The sequence below is a fragment of the Weissella cibaria KACC 11862 genome (assembly GCF_000193635.1).
Classification (GTDB): domain Bacteria; phylum Bacillota; class Bacilli; order Lactobacillales; family Lactobacillaceae; genus Weissella; species Weissella cibaria.
Genome location: NZ_AEKT01000021.1, coordinates 1 through 18,503 on the forward strand (window position 1 = coordinate 1; position 18,503 = coordinate 18,503).

General features: G+C 45.1%; 15 protein-coding genes. All 15 read right to left on the bottom strand.

Annotation, left to right across the window (positions count from 1 at the left end; all coding sequences use genetic code 11):
• Nucleotides 1–155: 155 nt before the first annotated feature.
• Complete coding sequence (locus tag ESE_RS0104615; protein ID WP_010372002.1) at nucleotides 156–1,085, bottom strand: Ppx/GppA phosphatase family protein; 930 nt, start codon at nucleotides 1,083–1,085, stop codon at nucleotides 156–158.
• Between the two features lie 36 nt (nucleotides 1,086–1,121).
• Nucleotides 1,122–2,141, bottom strand: coding sequence for a tryptophan--tRNA ligase (gene trpS, locus ESE_RS0104620; protein ID WP_010372005.1), 1,020 nt, complete (start codon nucleotides 2,139–2,141; stop codon nucleotides 1,122–1,124).
• 107 nt (nucleotides 2,142–2,248) lie between these two features.
• Nucleotides 2,249–4,549 (bottom strand): RNA polymerase recycling motor HelD, encoded by a 2,301-nt coding sequence (gene helD / locus ESE_RS0104625; protein WP_010372007.1) that lies wholly within the window; start codon nucleotides 4,547–4,549, stop codon nucleotides 2,249–2,251.
• A 916-nt stretch (nucleotides 4,550–5,465) separates the two neighbouring features.
• Entirely contained in the window at nucleotides 5,466–6,314 is an 849-nt protein-coding gene (locus ESE_RS0104630; protein WP_010372008.1) for an alpha/beta hydrolase, read from the bottom strand.
• Entirely contained in the window at nucleotides 6,298–7,437 is a 1,140-nt protein-coding gene (locus ESE_RS0104635; RefSeq protein WP_010372011.1) for a PTS IIC component, read from the bottom strand. The genes ESE_RS0104630 and ESE_RS0104635 overlap by 17 nt, the downstream gene beginning before the upstream one ends.
• An 11-nt stretch (nucleotides 7,438–7,448) precedes the next feature.
• Nucleotides 7,449–8,522 (bottom strand): serine hydrolase domain-containing protein, encoded by a 1,074-nt coding sequence (locus tag ESE_RS11465; protein ID WP_010372014.1) that lies wholly within the window; start codon nucleotides 8,520–8,522, stop codon nucleotides 7,449–7,451.
• A 50-nt stretch (nucleotides 8,523–8,572) separates the two neighbouring features.
• Nucleotides 8,573–9,826, bottom strand: coding sequence for a D-alanyl-lipoteichoic acid biosynthesis protein DltD (dltD, locus tag ESE_RS0104645; RefSeq protein ID WP_010372016.1), 1,254 nt, complete (start codon nucleotides 9,824–9,826; stop codon nucleotides 8,573–8,575).
• Nucleotides 9,819–10,058 (bottom strand): D-alanine--poly(phosphoribitol) ligase subunit DltC, encoded by a 240-nt coding sequence (gene dltC, locus ESE_RS0104650; protein WP_010372019.1) that lies wholly within the window; start codon nucleotides 10,056–10,058, stop codon nucleotides 9,819–9,821. The genes dltD and dltC overlap by 8 nt, the downstream gene beginning before the upstream one ends.
• 21 nt (nucleotides 10,059–10,079) lie before the next feature.
• On the bottom strand, nucleotides 10,080–11,306 hold the full coding sequence (dltB, locus tag ESE_RS0104655) for a D-alanyl-lipoteichoic acid biosynthesis protein DltB (protein ID WP_010372022.1): 1,227 nt from the start codon (nucleotides 11,304–11,306) through the stop codon (nucleotides 10,080–10,082).
• Nucleotides 11,303–12,844, bottom strand: coding sequence for a D-alanine--poly(phosphoribitol) ligase subunit DltA (gene dltA, locus ESE_RS0104660; RefSeq protein ID WP_010372024.1), 1,542 nt, complete (start codon nucleotides 12,842–12,844; stop codon nucleotides 11,303–11,305). Before dltA ends, dltB begins: the two co-directional genes overlap by 4 nt.
• A gap of 43 nt (nucleotides 12,845–12,887) precedes the next feature.
• On the bottom strand, nucleotides 12,888–13,037 hold the full coding sequence (locus tag ESE_RS0104665) for a teichoic acid D-Ala incorporation-associated protein DltX (protein WP_010372027.1): 150 nt from the start codon (nucleotides 13,035–13,037) through the stop codon (nucleotides 12,888–12,890).
• 324 nt (nucleotides 13,038–13,361) lie between these two features.
• A complete protein-coding gene (locus ESE_RS0104670; protein WP_010372029.1) occupies nucleotides 13,362–14,690 on the bottom strand; it encodes a dihydrolipoyl dehydrogenase family protein in 1,329 nt (442 codons plus the stop codon).
• A 72-nt stretch (nucleotides 14,691–14,762) separates the two neighbouring features.
• A complete protein-coding gene (locus tag ESE_RS0104675; protein ID WP_010372032.1) occupies nucleotides 14,763–15,125 on the bottom strand; it encodes a type II toxin-antitoxin system PemK/MazF family toxin in 363 nt (120 codons plus the stop codon).
• A gap of 9 nt (nucleotides 15,126–15,134) precedes the next feature.
• Complete coding sequence (gene alr / locus ESE_RS11470; RefSeq protein ID WP_010372035.1) at nucleotides 15,135–16,619, bottom strand: alanine racemase; 1,485 nt, start codon at nucleotides 16,617–16,619, stop codon at nucleotides 15,135–15,137.
• 144 nt (nucleotides 16,620–16,763) lie between these two features.
• The gene (cshA, locus tag ESE_RS0104685) at nucleotides 16,764–18,338 is read right to left on the bottom strand and encodes a degradosome RNA helicase CshA (RefSeq protein WP_010372038.1); all 1,575 of its coding nucleotides are present in this window, start codon (nucleotides 18,336–18,338) and stop codon (nucleotides 16,764–16,766) included.
• Nucleotides 18,339–18,503: the final 165 nt, after the last annotated feature.

The following is an 18,503-nucleotide window of genomic DNA, read 5'->3' on the forward strand; positions in this document are numbered from 1 at the left end:
TGCTCGTGCCGGCGGAGTTTACCCAGTCAAATCTTTGGCGAAGTCACGCCCCAACCACCATGCCTCGTGTGCTAGCACGACACACCCTTCCCAACAAACATCCGCAAAAAAAGACCACCGCAATGAATACGGTGGTCTTAATTAATCATTATTGTTTAAAGCGTCATGCGATACTCTTGGAGTAACCCTTCACGAACACCTGAAGCTGAGAAAATTACTTTGTCAGCCCCAGTGCGTGAGATTAACTCAACTAGTGGCAATAAGCCGCTGATAATAATATCTGCACGGTTAGCTTCGGTACCTAAAGCGGCTGCCCGCTCTTCATGGGTCATATTGGCCATTTCATCAAATGTCTTGAGCACTGATTCCGTCGTCATTTCATAACCGTGGAAATTTGAATCGGCTGGCAAACCATGACGTAAACGATCCAAACGGGCCAGTGAACGATTTGCACCACCCAACAAAATAATTGGCAATGTCGTCTCGTCCTCCAACCATGGCAAATGGTCATATTGATCAGATACATATTGACTAGCCTTAGTAATCAACAATGGATCAACTACCCCAGCACCATTCAATTGGAATTTTTCTGACAAGTTAACCGCACCAAATGGCAAGCTAATAAAATTAGCGGCCATCCGATCTTCAATACCTACCAACTCAACGCTGGCACCACCAGTATCCAACAACCACGCATCACTAATATCCAAGGCTGATACTGCCCCTAAATAATCGTAATAGGCTTCTTGGTCACCAGTTAAGACACGAACTTCAACACCGACTGCTCGATAGACTTGGTCCAAGAAGTCAGCTTGGTTGGTCGCTTCGCGGACGGCCGCCGTTGCAATCCCAACGACCGTAATATCTTCATAGGTTTGGTAATCTGCTTGGAATTCAATCAAAGCATCAATCACGCGGGTCATCGCGACTTCTGTCAGTTCACCCGCGTTATTGTCCATCCCCTCAGCTAAACGCGTGTCTAACTTACGACGCTTTAGCTCAGCGAAAGTACCATCTGCTTGTAGTTCTTCAACAACCATGCGGGTCGAATTTGAACCCAAGTCAATGACTGCTAAATAGCTCATTTCTATACCCTCCACGGTATTCGTCAGTACAACGGCTTAACCCCAGTATTGGATGCCCATTGCTTCGCGGACTTCACGCATTGTTGCTTGGGCCTTGGCGCGTGCCTTATCTGACCCTTCACGAAGCATGTTCAAGACAGCTTCAGGATCCTCAGCAAACTTTGCGCGACGCTCACGCATTGGCGCAAGCTCAGCATTCAACACTTCAAACAAGTACTTCTTGATCTTCATGTCACCCAAACCACCGGCTTGGTATTGCGCCTTCAATTCAGCAACCTTTTCCGTATCCTTGTCAAAGATATCCAAGTACGTAAAGACCATGTTACCTTCAACGTGACCAGGATCTTCGACACGAATGTGCTCTGGATCAGTGTACATTGACTTAACCTTCGTCCACAATGTGTCTTCATCATCGCTCAAATAGATAGCATTGTTCAAAGACTTTGACATCTTGGCATTACCATCCAAACCAGGGATACGCCCTTGACCCTTAGGTGGGAACACACCTTGGGGTTCAACTAGAATACCCTCACCGTAGTAGTTGTTGAAAGTACGTACTAGCTCACGAGTTTGCTCCAACATTGGCTCTTGGTCATCCCCAACTGGTACCACTTGCCCCTTAAACAAGGCAATATCAGCGGCTTGAGAAACTGGGTAAATGAAGAAGCCAGCTGGAATGCTTTCACCGAAGCCCTTTTGTTGGATTTCAGTTTTCACCGTTGGATTACGTTGCAACCGCGCAATTGAAACCAAGTTCAAAAAGTATTCCGTCAACTCTGATAATTCAGGTACCGCTGATTGTACAAAAATTGTTGACTTACTTGGATCGATACCGACAGCCAAATAATCCAAGGCAACTTCCAACAATGAGTTGTGAATCTTCTCAGGGTCACGAGCGTTATCAGTAAACGCTTGCTTATCTGCAATCATAATAAATGGTTCGTATTCACCAGAATCTTGCATCGCAACACGATTCTTCAATGAGCCAACATAGTGTCCAATGTGCAACTTACCAGTTGGACGGTCACCTGTTAGCAAAACTTGCTTTTCTGCCATGTGTTTCTCTTCTTTCTAATAGCGGTATTGTGCCGCTAAAATCAAATTTCGTCACTGTTCATTGTAAGAGTTTTTCCTACTGATAACAAGCATTCCCGGCCATTCTCTTATTCACCAAAGGCATGAATTTCTAAGGTGTCTTGCACCTGGCGAATTAAACTCGATACTGGGCCAACGCTAATGAGCGTCAAAGCGTGCATAGCCCGGGATGCTAACGTATAAAGTAAGCCCGTTGCTTCAGAATCAGGATAGTTCGTTTGTGACACATCATAACCAATCACTGCATCAAATTCTAGTCCTTTGGCTAAGTATATTGGCATCACGACTAAGTTAGACGTTCGTGTCCGATCACTGGCCTGCAATAATTGGAATTTTTCAGGATACTTGCGTAGCATCCGGTACACCGCTTCCGCTTCCGGTTGTGTCTTGGTCAAAATAGCAACGGTGTTATGATCTTGGCGTAACACATCAACTTGACGCCATAATTCATCAGCGACGCCGGTTGTGTCGGTGATGTAGAGGGCTGGTTTGCCACCAGGACGCGTAAACGCCATGATGTTATCACCATCTGGCAAGAGTGCTTTCGCAAAATCCATGATTTCTTGCGTTGAGCGGTAAGCCTTATTCAACGTGATCAAATTAGGCTTAGTCGCTTTAAATGCGGCTGTATACTTGGCCAACAACGCTGCGGGCGTCTCAACTTCACGGAAGAGCGCTTGTTCAGCATCCCCCAACACCGTAAATTTAGCAGCTGGGAAAGCATGCTTCAAATACAACAATTGTGCCATGGTATAGTCTTGCATTTCATCAACGAAGACGTAAAACATCGATTTATTCGTGCCACCACCCGTAATTAAATCACGCAAAAAGAGCATGGGTGCTGCATCTTCTAAATCGATTCGGTGATACTCTAGCTCGCGTAAAAAGCGATCGCGCTTTGATAGCCACCACTCTGCTTCCGCTGGCCGTTGATTTGCCATGTAAGCTAGGAAATCACCGTATTGGTTATAGATATCAAAGAAGTGCATATTGTATAGTGCATCATCAACCACTTGGAATTCTCGCTCGAGGTAGCGCTTCGCAGCCACATCAATCGCATCACCCATTTCTTCTTCTTCCGCAACTTGCTCGGCGAGTTCATCACCTAATAAGTCACGGTATTGTTGGTCATCCAAATTATTCAGTGCTTCTAGCACCCAGTCTTCATCAACCAAAGCGTCAATCCGGTTATTCAAACGTTCCATCAAACGCTTTTGGGTCATTTGGATTCGCTCACGTACTGAATAGTTACTTGAGAATTCAGCAAACAACAACGTCATCGCTTCCTTACTGAAAAAGACATCATCTTCAAAATAGATATTGTCAAAACGTAGCGTTGTAGGCGTTAGCTGCTCAACAAAATCCGTCAGTGCATCCAAAATTGTTGCGTCCTCAAGCACTTCTCGCACCTGCAGACTTGCATCACTAACTGCGTTTTGTCCTGTCTCGTACCGTTCGAACAACGTTTGTACTTGCAATCCTTGTAAACGTGCGCTGAAAAACTCAGCCAGCGTCACCTGCCGCATATTGCGCTCACCAAGTGATGGCAGGACATCGGCAATATAACTTGAGAACAACCGATTAGGTGAGAACAAGACAATTTGATCCGAATTAAGTTCTTCACGAGCGTGGAATAGCAAAAAGGCAATCCGTTGCAAAATAGCTGACGTTTTACCGGAACCTGCCACACCTTGCACCACCAGCAAGTCACTTGTTGTGTCTCGAATAATTTGATTTTGCTCTTGTTGAATTGTGGCCACGATATTGCGCATCGTCAGGTCATTTTGTTGCCCCAGCGCATACTGCAACATCTCATCACCCACGGTTTCATTCGTATCAAACATATTAACAATTTTGGCATCTGCAATGGTGAATTGACGCTTCTTCAATAATTCAGCATCTTGCTCTCCCATTGGGGTAGGATATGATACTTTACCCAGCGTTCCGTTGTAGTAAATACCACTAATCGGAGCCCGCCAATCGTACACGAAGAAATCACCACTTTTATCCTGAACCGAGGCCAAGCCAATGTACAACGACTCTTGGTCACCTTCTTCATCAATATCGACACGTCCAAAATAGGGACTTGGTCGTAGCATTGTTAAGGTATCCACCGTCTTACGCATGATATTTTCAGTTTCCGTTACACGGGCCACAATGTTTCGTTGCTGCTGAATTTCGGCATTCGTTTCCATGGCATCATCGACTTCAAACGTGTTAATTGACGTATTGGCGATGTAATTACCTTCAACGGCGCGTGTTTCAGAATGAGCTTGTGCGTATGCGTCCTTCGCATCTTCCAACTGCTGATCAATTTCAACAACCACTTTATCTAGTCGTTCTTGTTCTACTGGTTGATCTGCATGCATAATCGCTCACCTTACTTTCTTTCCTTATTTCAATTCAACCATTATACGCTCAATTCCTTCAGAAAAACTATTTTGATATTGATATTACAAGGTATGGTATGGCGTGTCGTGCTAGCGCACGAGGCATGGGTGTGGGGAATTGGCTTCGACAAAGATGCCAGTTGGGAAACTCCGCCGGCGCGAGCACCGGCTAGCACCCAACTAATTGTGTTAAGAGTCTGGGTCCGTTCGCCTTATCTAACCGGCGGTCGGCCGAACTTGTGAGTTCCCCACCTGTCATCGCTACGCCAATCCCCCACACCCATGCCGGCAGCCAAGATATTCTCGATTTGTTTGATAGACATCGGTACGTTGGTGATTGCCTCTATGTTCTACCGTTATATTTAGTACCACGTTGGCAAAGCTAAACATCATAGAACATCTTGGCTGCTGCAACAGGCGTGGCTGGTATCCGGAGCGTTCAAAAATCGGCAACATGCCGCATGGCCGGCGCTATTCAGATAAGCCCATTCAGACCTTACGGGTTTAGGGACAATTATTTGCCCCGCTGAATGGCGTCCGCGCCATTCGGTTGCCGAGTTTTTGAACAAAGGCGCAGGATACCAGCCACGCCTGTTGCTCGTGCGCTAGCACGACACACACTCTCCCCCAAAAAAATCGTACGAAAAAAGCACCAGGTCTCTCCACCCGGTGCTTTGTTCCAACCAATTCTCTTTAACCCTCTCAGCCGCTCTTACCCAGCTAAGGATCGTAGTAGTTGGCGTTTGCCACCGTCAACTACCTTTCAAAAGTTACTTACTAACTTTTCAACACTATTTATAGTAAGTGGAAATGGTGAATTAAAATGTGAATAATTGTGAAGAAATTGTGAACGACGCATTTTTAGCCATTTACGTGTTGCAAAATCGCAACACATCTACGACTTAGGTCGGTTCAACTCACTTCCCATGGGCTTTGGCAAGACGTTTTGCTGGATTAGCTGCACGATTTGATCATTCTGTGGCAAATCAGAATGCTGTGCGTCATCCCCCGTCACCGTGATTTGTGTATAATGGGCAACTTGCTTTTGGAAAATATACTTACCGGCTTCGACTGATTCTTCAGGAACAATTCCATCATCATCATACGTCTCCGTGCCCAAAATCGAATACACCGTCAAATCAGTTGGGAGAGCTTTCCGATGCTTAATAAAGTCCGCCAACATTTGTGTCTTGTTGTTAATGCTCTTCTCGGCAAAATTATACGGTGACCCAATCGTCATTAAGACATTAACTTGTAGTTCTTCCGCTTGATAATACTGTTCTAAATATCGTGTCCAAATCAGGCCCCCATTCGAGTGACCAATGGCTTGAAACCGGCGGAAATGGTAACGCTTTTGCAGCATGAGAATCGCTTTATTAAACCACGCGGCTTGCTTTTTGATATTGGCATAACCATCATGATTGTTTTCAAAAGCAACCACCATATAGGGGGCCTGATCACGGGCCCGCAATTTGCCGCTAACCGTCATCGCCCCGGTCTCTTTCACGGTCACTTTCAGTAAGCTGTGCTTATTAACCCCTTTATTTAATTCCTTTACCAAACCATCAAAGCGGTTTTGTGATGCTGATGACCCTGGAATTAAAATCGTTGGCGTCATTTTAGAATTAAAAATTGCACGATTTGTTGAGGTTTTAGCCTCACTCCATCGTAAACCCAGTATAATCATCACCACGAGTAATATGAACATACCCGCGGTAACTACCCATTTAAGTCCATTGCGCATCTGTCACCTCTTCTAAAATCCGTTTTGCTGGTTGCCAATATAGCCAAATATCTAGCAGTAATATCGCAACCATGACAATTGCATAAGCCCCCAATTGGTGAGAGGCTAGCCCACCTAACAACAGGTTAGGCGTACCACTTGGCACCCAATAAACCGCAGGTGCTAAGTGGCGGAATAATAGCAGCGCCCCTAATAATAAGTTCACGATTGTGACAGCGACCATCCGCCCCATCAGCCGTGGCCGCCACATAATCGGTATCATAAAGGCTAATGGCCACCACTGATCTAGTAATAATGGTATCAACACCAACAACCAAGTAATCGACACATGTTTCATGCGGCGCCGGATCATCATCGCCAAAAACAAGGCCAACAACATGCCAGCACTCCCAACTAACGCAAATAGTGCCAACGGATAAAGACTGTATAGATTGGGTAAGGTTTGGTGTTGCAACATTGCGACCAAATTGGCGTTGGCCGTTGTGGTACTGATATCTGGATTCACCACTGATGACAGACTATTTAAGCCAAGACCATTACCAAGCACCGCCATCACATACCAGGCAATGCTCGACCACAAATGTTGTGGGCCATCACCAAACCAGCCATTGACAACTTGTTGTAAGTAAGCCGTCAAACTAAATTCCCACCAACGCTGCACCACCAAAATATACAACGCATAGATAGCATTTACCGCAACGCCCATACTAAAGCGCCATTCAGGCCTGACACGTTGTACTGGCCAAACCAATGACATGACAAATACTGGCAAAATAAGCCAGTTAATCATTTGTGGGTTACCTAGCAAATGCCACACAATTAAGGCTGACAAAGCAATTAAAACCCCTAATTGTTCCGTTTTGAGATGTGACTTTAGCAAGGTCATCAACGTTCTGGCTACTACTAACACTCCGACTAATTGGAATCCCATGGTCAGTGCGTTTGTAATCAACCCATTTAACATCACAAACTTGCCCACGAATTTTGTGTAATGTAACACCGTCGGAAAAAAGCCATCCGGCAGTAACACAAGTCGTTGTCCTAACGCTAACCACGTTAAGGCCAATACAACCGGCAATAACGTTGCCATACTTTGTTGCGTCGCCGCCAAATATCTTTTCATAGCATTCCTCTCTATTCAGTCGCCGCCCGGAACATCAATTGTGCAAAGGCCACGTTCGCGTGTGTTTTTTGGGTCATCCGATTACTGAACCAAATCACCATTGTGTGTCCATCACGGGATGTTTTAATTGTTGGTTCATAACCCTGAATTAAACCATGCAAATAGAGTGATCCATCTGCTTGATGGTAAAGACCACTGGCATATTGCTCATTACCATTCGTTTTGGTCATGTTTTGCCAAGCTGTTTTAGACAGCAGTTTGCCATGTAGTTCGTCTTCTAAGAATTCATACATATTAACGACAGACGTCGCCTTTGCCCCGGTACCAATCTCACGGTTATAAATCATGGCCGGTCCAGCATAATGTTGGCCAGTTTCTTTTTGACTTTCAGTATAGTACGGTGACTTCGTAAATGCATCATAACCTTGGAAATTATATCCTTGGTGTTGGTTATACAGCGCATTAAATTGATCATCATACGACTTCCCCTGTAACTGACGGAGAATCATCGCAATCACATCATAATTCCCAGCTTCGTAACGCCACTTTGGCGTTTGCTTAATCTGGATATGTTGCATGTCAAAATTCAAATACGCCTCCTCATCCAAATCTTCCTTAGAAACCTTCGTCAAATGGTAATTAGACGTCATCGTCAATAACTGACGCATGGTAATTTTTTTAGCATTTGGTAGCGATGGTAAAAAGTGGCTAACCGTTGTGTCTAATGTCAGATGATGGTCTGCAAGCGCCCGCATCAACATGATGGCTGTTAGATTTTTCTGAATTGAAGCCATTTCGTATTCCGACTGGACATTCAACGCTTGATTGGGCGTCGTCAGAGTGTGTCCATACGCCTGATACAAAACTGGCTTATTATCACGAACAACTAATAGACTACCTGAAAGCTTATTTTTAACAACCGTGCGCTTTGCTAAATCGGCCATCGCTGGATCGTGACTAAATGGTTTTTTGGCCCAACTAACGTGGTGCGTCGCCGCCACAACCGGTCGCGCTGCGCCGCCAACCATTGTCATGACACTAGTTGCTAAGACAACCGCACTAATCATTAATTTTCGCTGATTCATTTCCTTACTCCTACTAAAAAAAGTGGTGACGCATCGCCACCACTTTTGGTTTAATTCACTGATGTCGCCGTCATCCAGTCATGACCATAATACTTATCCTGCATGTGATAAGTTGGCGTTGATTGTGGTGTTGTTAAGAAGTGGTTTACCCGCTTATCAAACGCTAGCCAACCGCGCCACCCCATGTGGATGGTATCTTGCATGAAATATTGCTTATCCCCTGATTGAGAAAAATCAGCAATATTCGTAAAGCCTTGTGTCGTTAACTGTGACTTAATCTTCGCAACCGTCTGGTCATACATCTTCATATCAAGTCCCGTGTATGCCGCCCACTTTTCATTAACTGGTTGGATAACAAAGAGCACATTGGTATGTGTCGCTGCAAACTGTTGCAATGCCAATTGCAAATCACCATATTCGGGTGATTGCAAATAATTAAACTGACGCTGTGAGCCTCGTAGCTTACCCAATTGCTTGGCAACACGTTGTTGATAAAACTTATCATCGATGCCAAACTGGTTCGACTTCGTGTGCTCTGCGGCATACTTGTCAGCTAAAGCGTTCAATTTTGTTTCATTGTACGTTTTTGGCAAGTTAGCTGTCTTAGGTAACACGCGCTTCGTATAATTATTTCCCAATTGCATATCAGCAAATAGTGAATCCTCATGGTTCAAGAAACGTAGCTTCATACTAATCCATCCTTGATCATTTGCGGTCAGCTTCTTGCCATCAGCAATACGTCGTAGATAACCAGTTAGTGATGAAGAGACATTCATTGCCAACAAACGCTTTGCCGCATAACGATCAGCCGTGGTCCCCTTAGCATGCTGTAACCACGTTAATGCTTGTGCTTGGTTAAAGTAATACTTAAACGCATTTGGATCTTCACCCTGCTTCACAAACCATTGTGGTGAAATCACGTACACGGCCTGCTTATTGGTCAATTGCTTGGTGATTTGTTGCATGCCAAAGTACTGTGTCAATGACTGTGCCCCACGTTGTCCCAATAAGAAAGGACGGTATGAGCGGTGATAACCTTCCGCCAAAACGGATGGGTGGAACGTATCCATACGGCTCCACTCACTAGAACCGAAGAACGGTACAAAGCGGTGTTGCTTATCGCTTAAGGCCCGTTGCTTAAGGGTTTGGTTCTTAAACACAATCGGTGTTAAAGCATTTGCAGCACGCTGCTCGGCTTGATAGTCGTGCTTGTTGTTATCCTCCGGCATCAACATAATACCAGCTATAACCGCAACAACCGCAACGATGACTGGACCAAAAATCAGGCCCAAACGCTTAAGCATTTTGCAACTCCTTGATGCCTTCAATAATCTTGTTTGCTGTGTTCCAGTCGTCACGACCCATTTCAGAAACTGGTACCTTAATGTTAAACTTGGCTTCGATTTCAAGCACAAGTTCAACCGTTCCCATTGAGTCCAAGACACCGGCATCAAACAAATCTTCATCCATCATGTCTGATACGTCTTCCAAGAACAAATCGTTAATCATTCCCAATACTTCAGTCTTTACATCCATTTTTATATACCTCATTCATTACTAGTGATTATGGAACCAAAGTTGGTCCAAGAATCCAGAGAACAGCAAGAAGCTAACCATCACAATGTTAAACGTTAGGAAAATTGCAAACCCTTCCGTGAACTTATTGTGCGGAATTTGCTTCTTATGGCGACGCTTGTAACGCAGCCACCAATCATTAATCACCAAGGCTAGTCCGTGGAAAATACCGTAGCTGATGTAATACCAAGTTACACCGTGCCAGAATCCCATGATCGTCATGTTAAGCACATAAACCACACCAGACGTGACATTCCGGTTCTTAAACACCTTGTGGCGCATGAACACCATCACTAGGCGCATAAAGATAAAATCACGGAACCAAAAACTTAGTGACATGTGCCAACGATTCCAAAAGTCCTTCAAGTTTTTCGCCATAAATGGCTTATCAAAGTTCATTGGTGTCTCAATACCCATTAAGTATGAAATGGTTACTGCGAACAATGAGTACCCGGCAAAGTCGAAGAACAAGTCGAAACCATACGCATACATGACACCAATCGTTGGCCAATTAATTAGCCCTCCAGCAACCAGTGCCTCATGCTCTAAGCCCGGCAAAAGTAATGTCCCAAAAATATAAGCCAAGATGAACTTGTAAAAGAAGCCTAAGAACAAATAGTGGACCGCTTTTTCAATCATCCCCAAGTACTTATCTCGATCAGGTACCGTTTCATAATCTTCCGTAAAGCGACGGAACCGATCAATTGGTCCGGAAGACAAGGTTGGCATGAAGAGCATAAAGCGTAAGAATTGGCCAAAGGTGAATTCCTTCAACACACCATCACGCATCTCCATCAACATGCCGACCGAACGGAACATCAAGTAGGAAATTCCTAAAAAGCCAAGTAATGAGTTTTGCCCCATCGTCACAGCTGGTGTGATCTTCACGATTGCTAGTGGCAATACATCTAAGAATACGGCACCATAGAATACCCACTTATTATCCGCCTTTTGCCGATATTTAGCATAGCCGAAGACCATCACAGCCTGCCAGATAATATACCCGATTAAGGCGATAAATTGTTGCCAGTGGGAACCAGCGAACATCAAAACAATAAACGCTAATGATACTAAACCTTCGTACCACTTAATGCGCTTACCAAAAAGTAACGCCACCACAACTGGAATTAACGCAACAAGCAAATAGATGAAATACTGAGGATCGCCATATGGCTGCCAATTTGGTAGCTCTTGCAACCAGTTCATCATCGGTTATTAACCTCTGCAATCAACGCCTTAATATTAATCTTGCCATTTGGCGTAATTGGCAAGTCTTCACGATACATGAAGCGTGAAGGCATCATGTATGGCATCATATCATTTTGCAAATCTTCCTTAATTGCCTTAGTCAATTGCAAATCCTTTTCGAATTGCTCACGGACACCAGGCTTAACCACAACGTAGGCCAACAAGTTTTGCACCTTGTGTTGATCGTTATAACGTGGCACAGCAACCGCTGATTCAACATATTGTGACAAGTTCAAGATGTGTGATACTTCTTCCAACTCGATACGGTAACCATTGAACTTGATTTGGAAGTCCAAACGACCACCATAGTGCAACATGCCATCCTCATCAAAGTAACCCAAGTCACCCGTGTGGTAAGCTGGTTGACCATCTAATTCAAAGAAGGCTGCTGCCGTCTTCTCGGGATTGTTCAAGTAACCCTTTGAAACCGCTGGACCAGACACAATGATTTCACCTTGTTCACCAGCTGGCAACTTGTTACCATCTTCGTCCATGACAAAAGTTGGTGAATCTGGCTTAGGGAAGCCGATTGGCAAACGCTCAGCCTTTTCAATCATCGCTGGTGTGATCGCAACTGCAGACAAAGCAACCGTCGCTTCAGTTGGACCATAGGCATTCACAATGCGGGCTTCTGGGAAGCGCTCGTGCAACTTGGCTGCCGTACTTACCGTCAATTCTTCACCATCAAAGTAGAAGTACTTAATGGTTGGCATCTTTTCAGCATTAAAGTCTTCTGACAACATAGCCATATCAGCGAATGATGGCGTTGACGTCCAAACTTGAATTGGCAATTCAGGCAAAGCCGCAAACAATTCCTTGAAGTTTTCAGTGACGTGCTTTGGCAAAGCGTACAACGTACCACCCATTGCCAACGTTGGCGCCCAATACATGACTGACAAATCGAATGAGTATGGTGGTTGTGCCAACATTTGTGGTTGTGTTGGGACATCAAAATCATCCGTATTCAACATCCAGTTTGTGTATGATAACAAGTTGTTGTGTGAAATTTGCACACCCTTAGGCAAACCGGTCGTTCCTGACGTAAAGATGATGTAGTAGTTGTCGTCACCAGCAACCGCGTGCGTCATCTCATAATCAGCCTTTGAAGCAAACGCTTCGTGCACTTGATCCAGCGTCACAACGGGTACTGATGTAATATCGATTGGCAATGGATCGATAGCGATAACCAACTTAGGTTCACCAATCGTCAAAATGTTTGTTAGACGCTCGTTAGCTGAGTTCACGTCAACTGGTGCATAGGCGTGACCTGACTTACTCAACCCAACAAAGGTTGCAAGCATCTCATATTCTTGGCCACCAAATACCATTACCAATGACTTCTCAGGCAAGCCCAATGAATCAACATAGGCAGCCAAGCCATCTGAATCACGCTTCAAATCAGCGTATGTGTGCGTGTCACCAAGGACGTTGTAGACAGCCATATCTGGTTGCGTCTTAGCATAGTCATCAATCGTTGCAAGCATGTTTGTAATTTGCATGATAATCTCAAAATCTTCTTTCTATAAATCAAACAATCTCAAATTAGAATTCGTTATAAATAAAGTGGCCCTGTCCCAAGCCTGAATAACCATAAAGGTAAATCAAAGCCAGGATAACCAATGCATAAAATACGGTCTGTCCAATAAACTTCATCACAGGCTTTGTCTTGCGAACATCCTGTTCTTCCTTCATGTCTATCTCCTTGTGTAACTTTTTTTAAATTTACTTATCGTCAATATGACAAATATTTCGTACCTTAAAATAAACCCGCAACCTTAAACACATATTAAAAATACGTATTATCGGTTAACAAATATTTTTATATTTTTTTAACTGGCCGAAAATAATAAAAAACTATTTTATTTGACAGCAAAATTCAATAAAAATATGAGAGAACAACTCACCGTTCTCATTGTAATGTTATTTTAAGGTGATGCGATGCAAAAAAATGCCATAAAACGAAAAAGCCATCGACAACTTTTTAAAGTCATCAATGGCTTTTCATTATTTATATGATTAGGCAAAGAAGCCCATATCTGATGCAATTGATGGGTATGAGTACAAGTTGTGCTTAATTGCCCACTTGTCTTGCTTTTGGTTGATGGCTACTGTGAAGTAGTTCAACAACTCATCCGCCTCAGCACTCAAAACAGTCGCACCGATAATGACACCCTTTTCGTTTAAGACAACCTTTGCTTTAGCAATTGGTTCCTTGTGACGCCAGTATGCTAGCCAAGGCGTCATGTCAATTGAGTTAACACGCATACCCTTTGCTTCAGCCTCAACAGCTGACATACCAACTTGACCCAACTTTGGTGATCCGTAGACCATCGTTGGAATAGCAGGGTATGAAATTTCTTCTGGCTCTGTACCAGTCAACAAGCCAGCCACATAACGCGCCTCATAGGCACCAGTTGGCGTCAACTTTGGTACAGGTGATTCAGCAACGTCGCCTACCGCAAAAATGTTAGGGTTCGTTGTACGCAAATCAGCCATAACCTTGATACCATTACCTGCAACTTCAACACCAGCTGCTTCCAAGTTCAAGTCTTCTGTATTACCTGCACGACCAGCTGCAATAAATGGCATATCGCTTGTTACACGACGACCATCTGCTGCAACGATATCGAAGCGACCATCCGCCGTTTCTTCTACGGCAGCGGTATCAAAGTTCCAGTGGAACGTAATGCCCTTACTCTCCATTTGCGCAATCAAATCTTGCGTCAAATCTTGATCAAACTCACGTAGGATAACATCGTGCTTCGCAACAACGTGTACCTTAGCGCCCGCTGCCGCTGCAATACCAGCAAATTCGATGGCAATAAAGCCAGCACCGATGAAGGCCACTTCCTCTGGCATCTTAGGCAAGTTCAAGAAGTCTTCATTGTCGTGTAATAATTCATCACCAGGTACTGACAAACGCGCAGGACGCGCACCCGTTGCGATAATCCACTTATCAGCCGTGAACGTTTCCGTTCCCGTTGAGACAGTGTGCTCATCAACAAAGTAGGCGTGTCCGTACTTGTGTGTAATACCCGCATCATCCAAGCCTGCAATCTTACGAGCAGGCACAGGATCCGTGTATGCCATCTTGTGTTCCATCAAGGCTGGCCAGTCAATCTCATTGTGACCGATTAAGCCTGTGTGTTGCATCCATTCTGCTTGTTCCTTAGCTTCAACAGCCGCCAACAAGACCTTCTTAGGATCGCAACCATAATTAGGGCAGGTACCACCCCAGAGATACTCTTCGACAATCACAACTGATTGACCAGCTGCTTGCAATGGAAAGGCTGCTGACAAACCAGCAGGGCCTGAACCAATAACACCCACATTAAAGTGTTCCATGAGCACCACTCCTCCTTTTATTTATTGCTATTATTTTAACAGTTATTCGCAACTATTCCGAAAAATAAGGGGCTAAACTAAGCCTAAACTAATGACCAACGCTTGATCTAATTTTGCCACCAGGTGACCTGGGACAAGGCCAATTTTATCTTGCAATCGGCGCTTATCAATCGTTCGAATCTGTTCCAGCAAAATTACCGAATCCCGAGCAATCCCCGTATCCTCTAATTCAGCCGGCAACCCCACGTGGGTCGGCATCTTAGGCTTTGCAATTTGCGCGGTAATCGGTGCAACAATCACGGTTGGTGCATGTTGATTACCCACATCATTCTGAATAATCACCACCGGCCGTTGACCGCCTTGTTCCGATCCCACCACAGGTGACAGATCCGCAAAGAAAATGTCACCTCGTTTGATATCATGTCGACTTGCCATACGCTCTCTCTACTTCACTAAATGACGTGGTAATCTTGGTGACAATCCGGTTGCGATTTCATAGGGAATCGTATCCATCTTATTTGCCAAATCAACTAACGTAATTTCTTCGTCACCGACCTGACCAATCAGCGTGACAACCGTTCCAACCGGCATCTCTTCTGGTAGTCGGATCATAAATTGATCCATTGCAATTCGGCCAACTAATTCTGCGCGACGGCCATCTGGTAGCAAAACATCCATGCCTTGGAGAGCACGTGGATAGCCATCCGCGTACCCGACTGGCACTGTCCCGATCCATTCTGGTTCCGTCGTTGTATAAGTTGCCCCGTACGAAATTGATGTCCCAGCTGGCACCTGCTTAACGTGAACCAACTCAGCCTTCAATGACAAAACTGGTTGTAACTCACGATTTGGCAAGGCCCCCTGTGAGGCATCGAATCCATACATGGCCGCCCCAACACGAACTGCGTCCGTACTTGGTTGCTCATGCCACAATGACGTACCCGAGTTGGCCAAATGGCGCCAAATATCGGCTGGCAAATCCAACTCGTCTGTCAACTCGTGCCACTTGGCTAATTGCTTTTCAAAATAGACTGTATCATTCCCATCAGCTGTCGCAAAGTGCATGCCAATGCCTTGGAATACAACGTTATCAGCTGCATTCAACTTTGCAACCACCCGCTCGAGTTCCGTGCGATCGCGAATACCAATTCGGCCCATGCCAGTATCCACTGCAACGGATACCGTTAAGGTTGCTTCGGAATTAAGTTGACTTAGCGCATCATCCAGCCATGTCTCGCTGGCTACCACGGGAATTAAATCATACTTTGCTAAGTCAGCCACATAAGTCGCTGGCGTCACACCCAAAATCAAAATGGGTAACTTCACACCAAATTGGCGCAACCAAACTCCTTCATCAATCGTTGCCACTGCAAAGCCATCCACGCCAGCACGCTTGGCTGCCGTCACAATTTGTGGCAATCCATGCCCATATGCGTTTGCTTTAACAACGGCAAAGAACCGGTTCGTTTCGGTCAGCTCGCGCACGTAGGCCACATTATGTGCCAAAGCCTCGGCTGAAATTTCCAACCAAGATGGGCGACGCTCACTGACCGGTTGGTGTAAAGACGCCAACGATTCCAAAATTACTGAACTATGTACGGTATCACCTGTGTGTGAAATTGAAATATGTGCCACCGCCTCGTCTTGCTTGGGGTGCTTAACCATGACTGGTTGTCCAGCTTCATTTGGTAATACTTCCATGTCGTGCCAGTGGGCTTCAGATCCAATGCCCGTACCAATGGCTTTACTATACGCTTCTTTAATAGAAAAACGGCCAGCCAAAAATTCCATTTGGTGCTTACCCTTACGTACGTCAAACACCTCACGCTCTGCTGGTGTCAACACGACATCAATAAACTCAGGGCGACGCTCTGCCAAACGCGTTACATCGCTAATTACTTGTGCATCGATGCCTTGTCCGATAATCATTATAATCGACCTCCCAGTCCATAAATCATTGTCTCATTATACCCCGATTACGGTGCATAAAAAAGAGAACTTGTGCTGAGAAGTCCGGTTTGCTATTCAAAATTTTTGCGCAAAAAAGGCCGGTTATACAACCAGCCTTCTTTATTAATCGTTATTCTTGATGACAAAGTCACGTGATTGACGACGTGGTGCGCCTGAGCGGCCACGTTGTGAACGATCACCTGAACCTGTACGGGCACCGCGGTCGAATGAACGACGTTCGCGTTGTCCGCGTTCGCCATCGCGACCACCTTCACGACGACCACGGTATCCACCGCCGTTACGTGAACCGCCGTCGCGACGACCACCACGGTATCCACCACCGTTGCGTGAACCACCGCCGAAGCCTGAACGCTTACGTGGCAATGGACGCTCACGTGACAACGTGAATTCAGCATCCATTTCTGAAACATTCGCAACAGCTCCCAACAAAGCCGTAGCCAAAGTCTTTGCATCGTACTTTTCAACCAAAGTATCGATAACTTCTGAATCAACTGATCCTGAAGTTGCTGCAATAACTGCTTCAACTGAATCAGCTGCAACTGACATACGACCAGCCAACGCCTCTTCACGAGTAGGTGGCTTCAATGGCAACATGCGCTTCTTCGTCAACTTTTCAATGTCCTTCAAGTAGTCCATTTCAGCATTTGAGATGAACGTTACAGAAGTTCCGTGAGCACCGGCACGACCAGTACGACCGATACGGTGAACGTATGATTCTGAATCTTGTGGAATGTCAAAGTTGTAAACGTAGTCAACACCTGAAACGTCCAAACCACGAGCAGCAACGTCAGTGGCAACCAAAATCTTGATTTCACCATTCTTAAATTGCTTCAAAACTTGTGAACGCTTTTGTTGCGTCAAGTCACCGTGGATACCAGCAGCGTTAAAGCCACGCAATTCCAAACCACGTGTCAATTCGTCAACACGACGCTTTGTACGACCAAACATAATGGCCAACTTAGGTTGTTGTACATCCAAGATGTGCGTCAACGTGTCAAACTTTTCAAAGTCACGCACGCGAACGTAGTATTGCTCAACCAAATCAGTTGTCAATTCCTTGGCAGCGATTTGAATGTGCTCTGGTTCCGTCATAAATTGCACACCAATACGCTTGATAGCAGGTGGCATCGTTGCTGAGAACAACAACGTTTGACGTTGATCAGGAACAGCCTTCAAGATAGACTCGATGTCTTCCAAGAATCCCATGTTCAACATTTCGTCAGCTTCGTCCAAGACCAAAGTCTTAACGTTTGACAAGTTGATCGTGCCACGGTTGATGTGGTCGATCAAACGACCAGGCGTTCCAACAACGATGTGAGCACCATGGCTCAAACCGTTGATTTGGCGGCGAATATCAGCACCACCAAAGACAGCTTGTACCTTAACACGCTTATCGCGTCCCAACTTGAATAGCTCATCTTGTGTTTGAATAGCCAATTCACGTGTTGGTGAGACAACAAGTGCTTGTACTTGGTTGCTGTCAGTGTCAATCATGTTCAAGATTGGCAATCCGAAAGCGGCCGTCTTACCGGTTCCCGTTTGGGCTTGACCGATAACGTCCTTACCAGCCAAAGTCAAAGGAATCGTTTGTTCCTGGATTGGCGTGGCCTCTACATAGCCATGCTTCTCAATGGCCGTCAATAGGTCTTGTGATAGACCCAACTCTGAAAACTTCAAAATATTTCCTCCAGTTGCGATTGCGGAGTCAATCGCGCTCTATATATCGCGAACTACGAACAAAATTCAAACTAGACACAATCCGGCATCCATACTGCGTTTGATTTTGGCAACAGTCCTTTTTGTAACTTATCTATCTTATCCTGTTAACAAGTAATTAGCAAG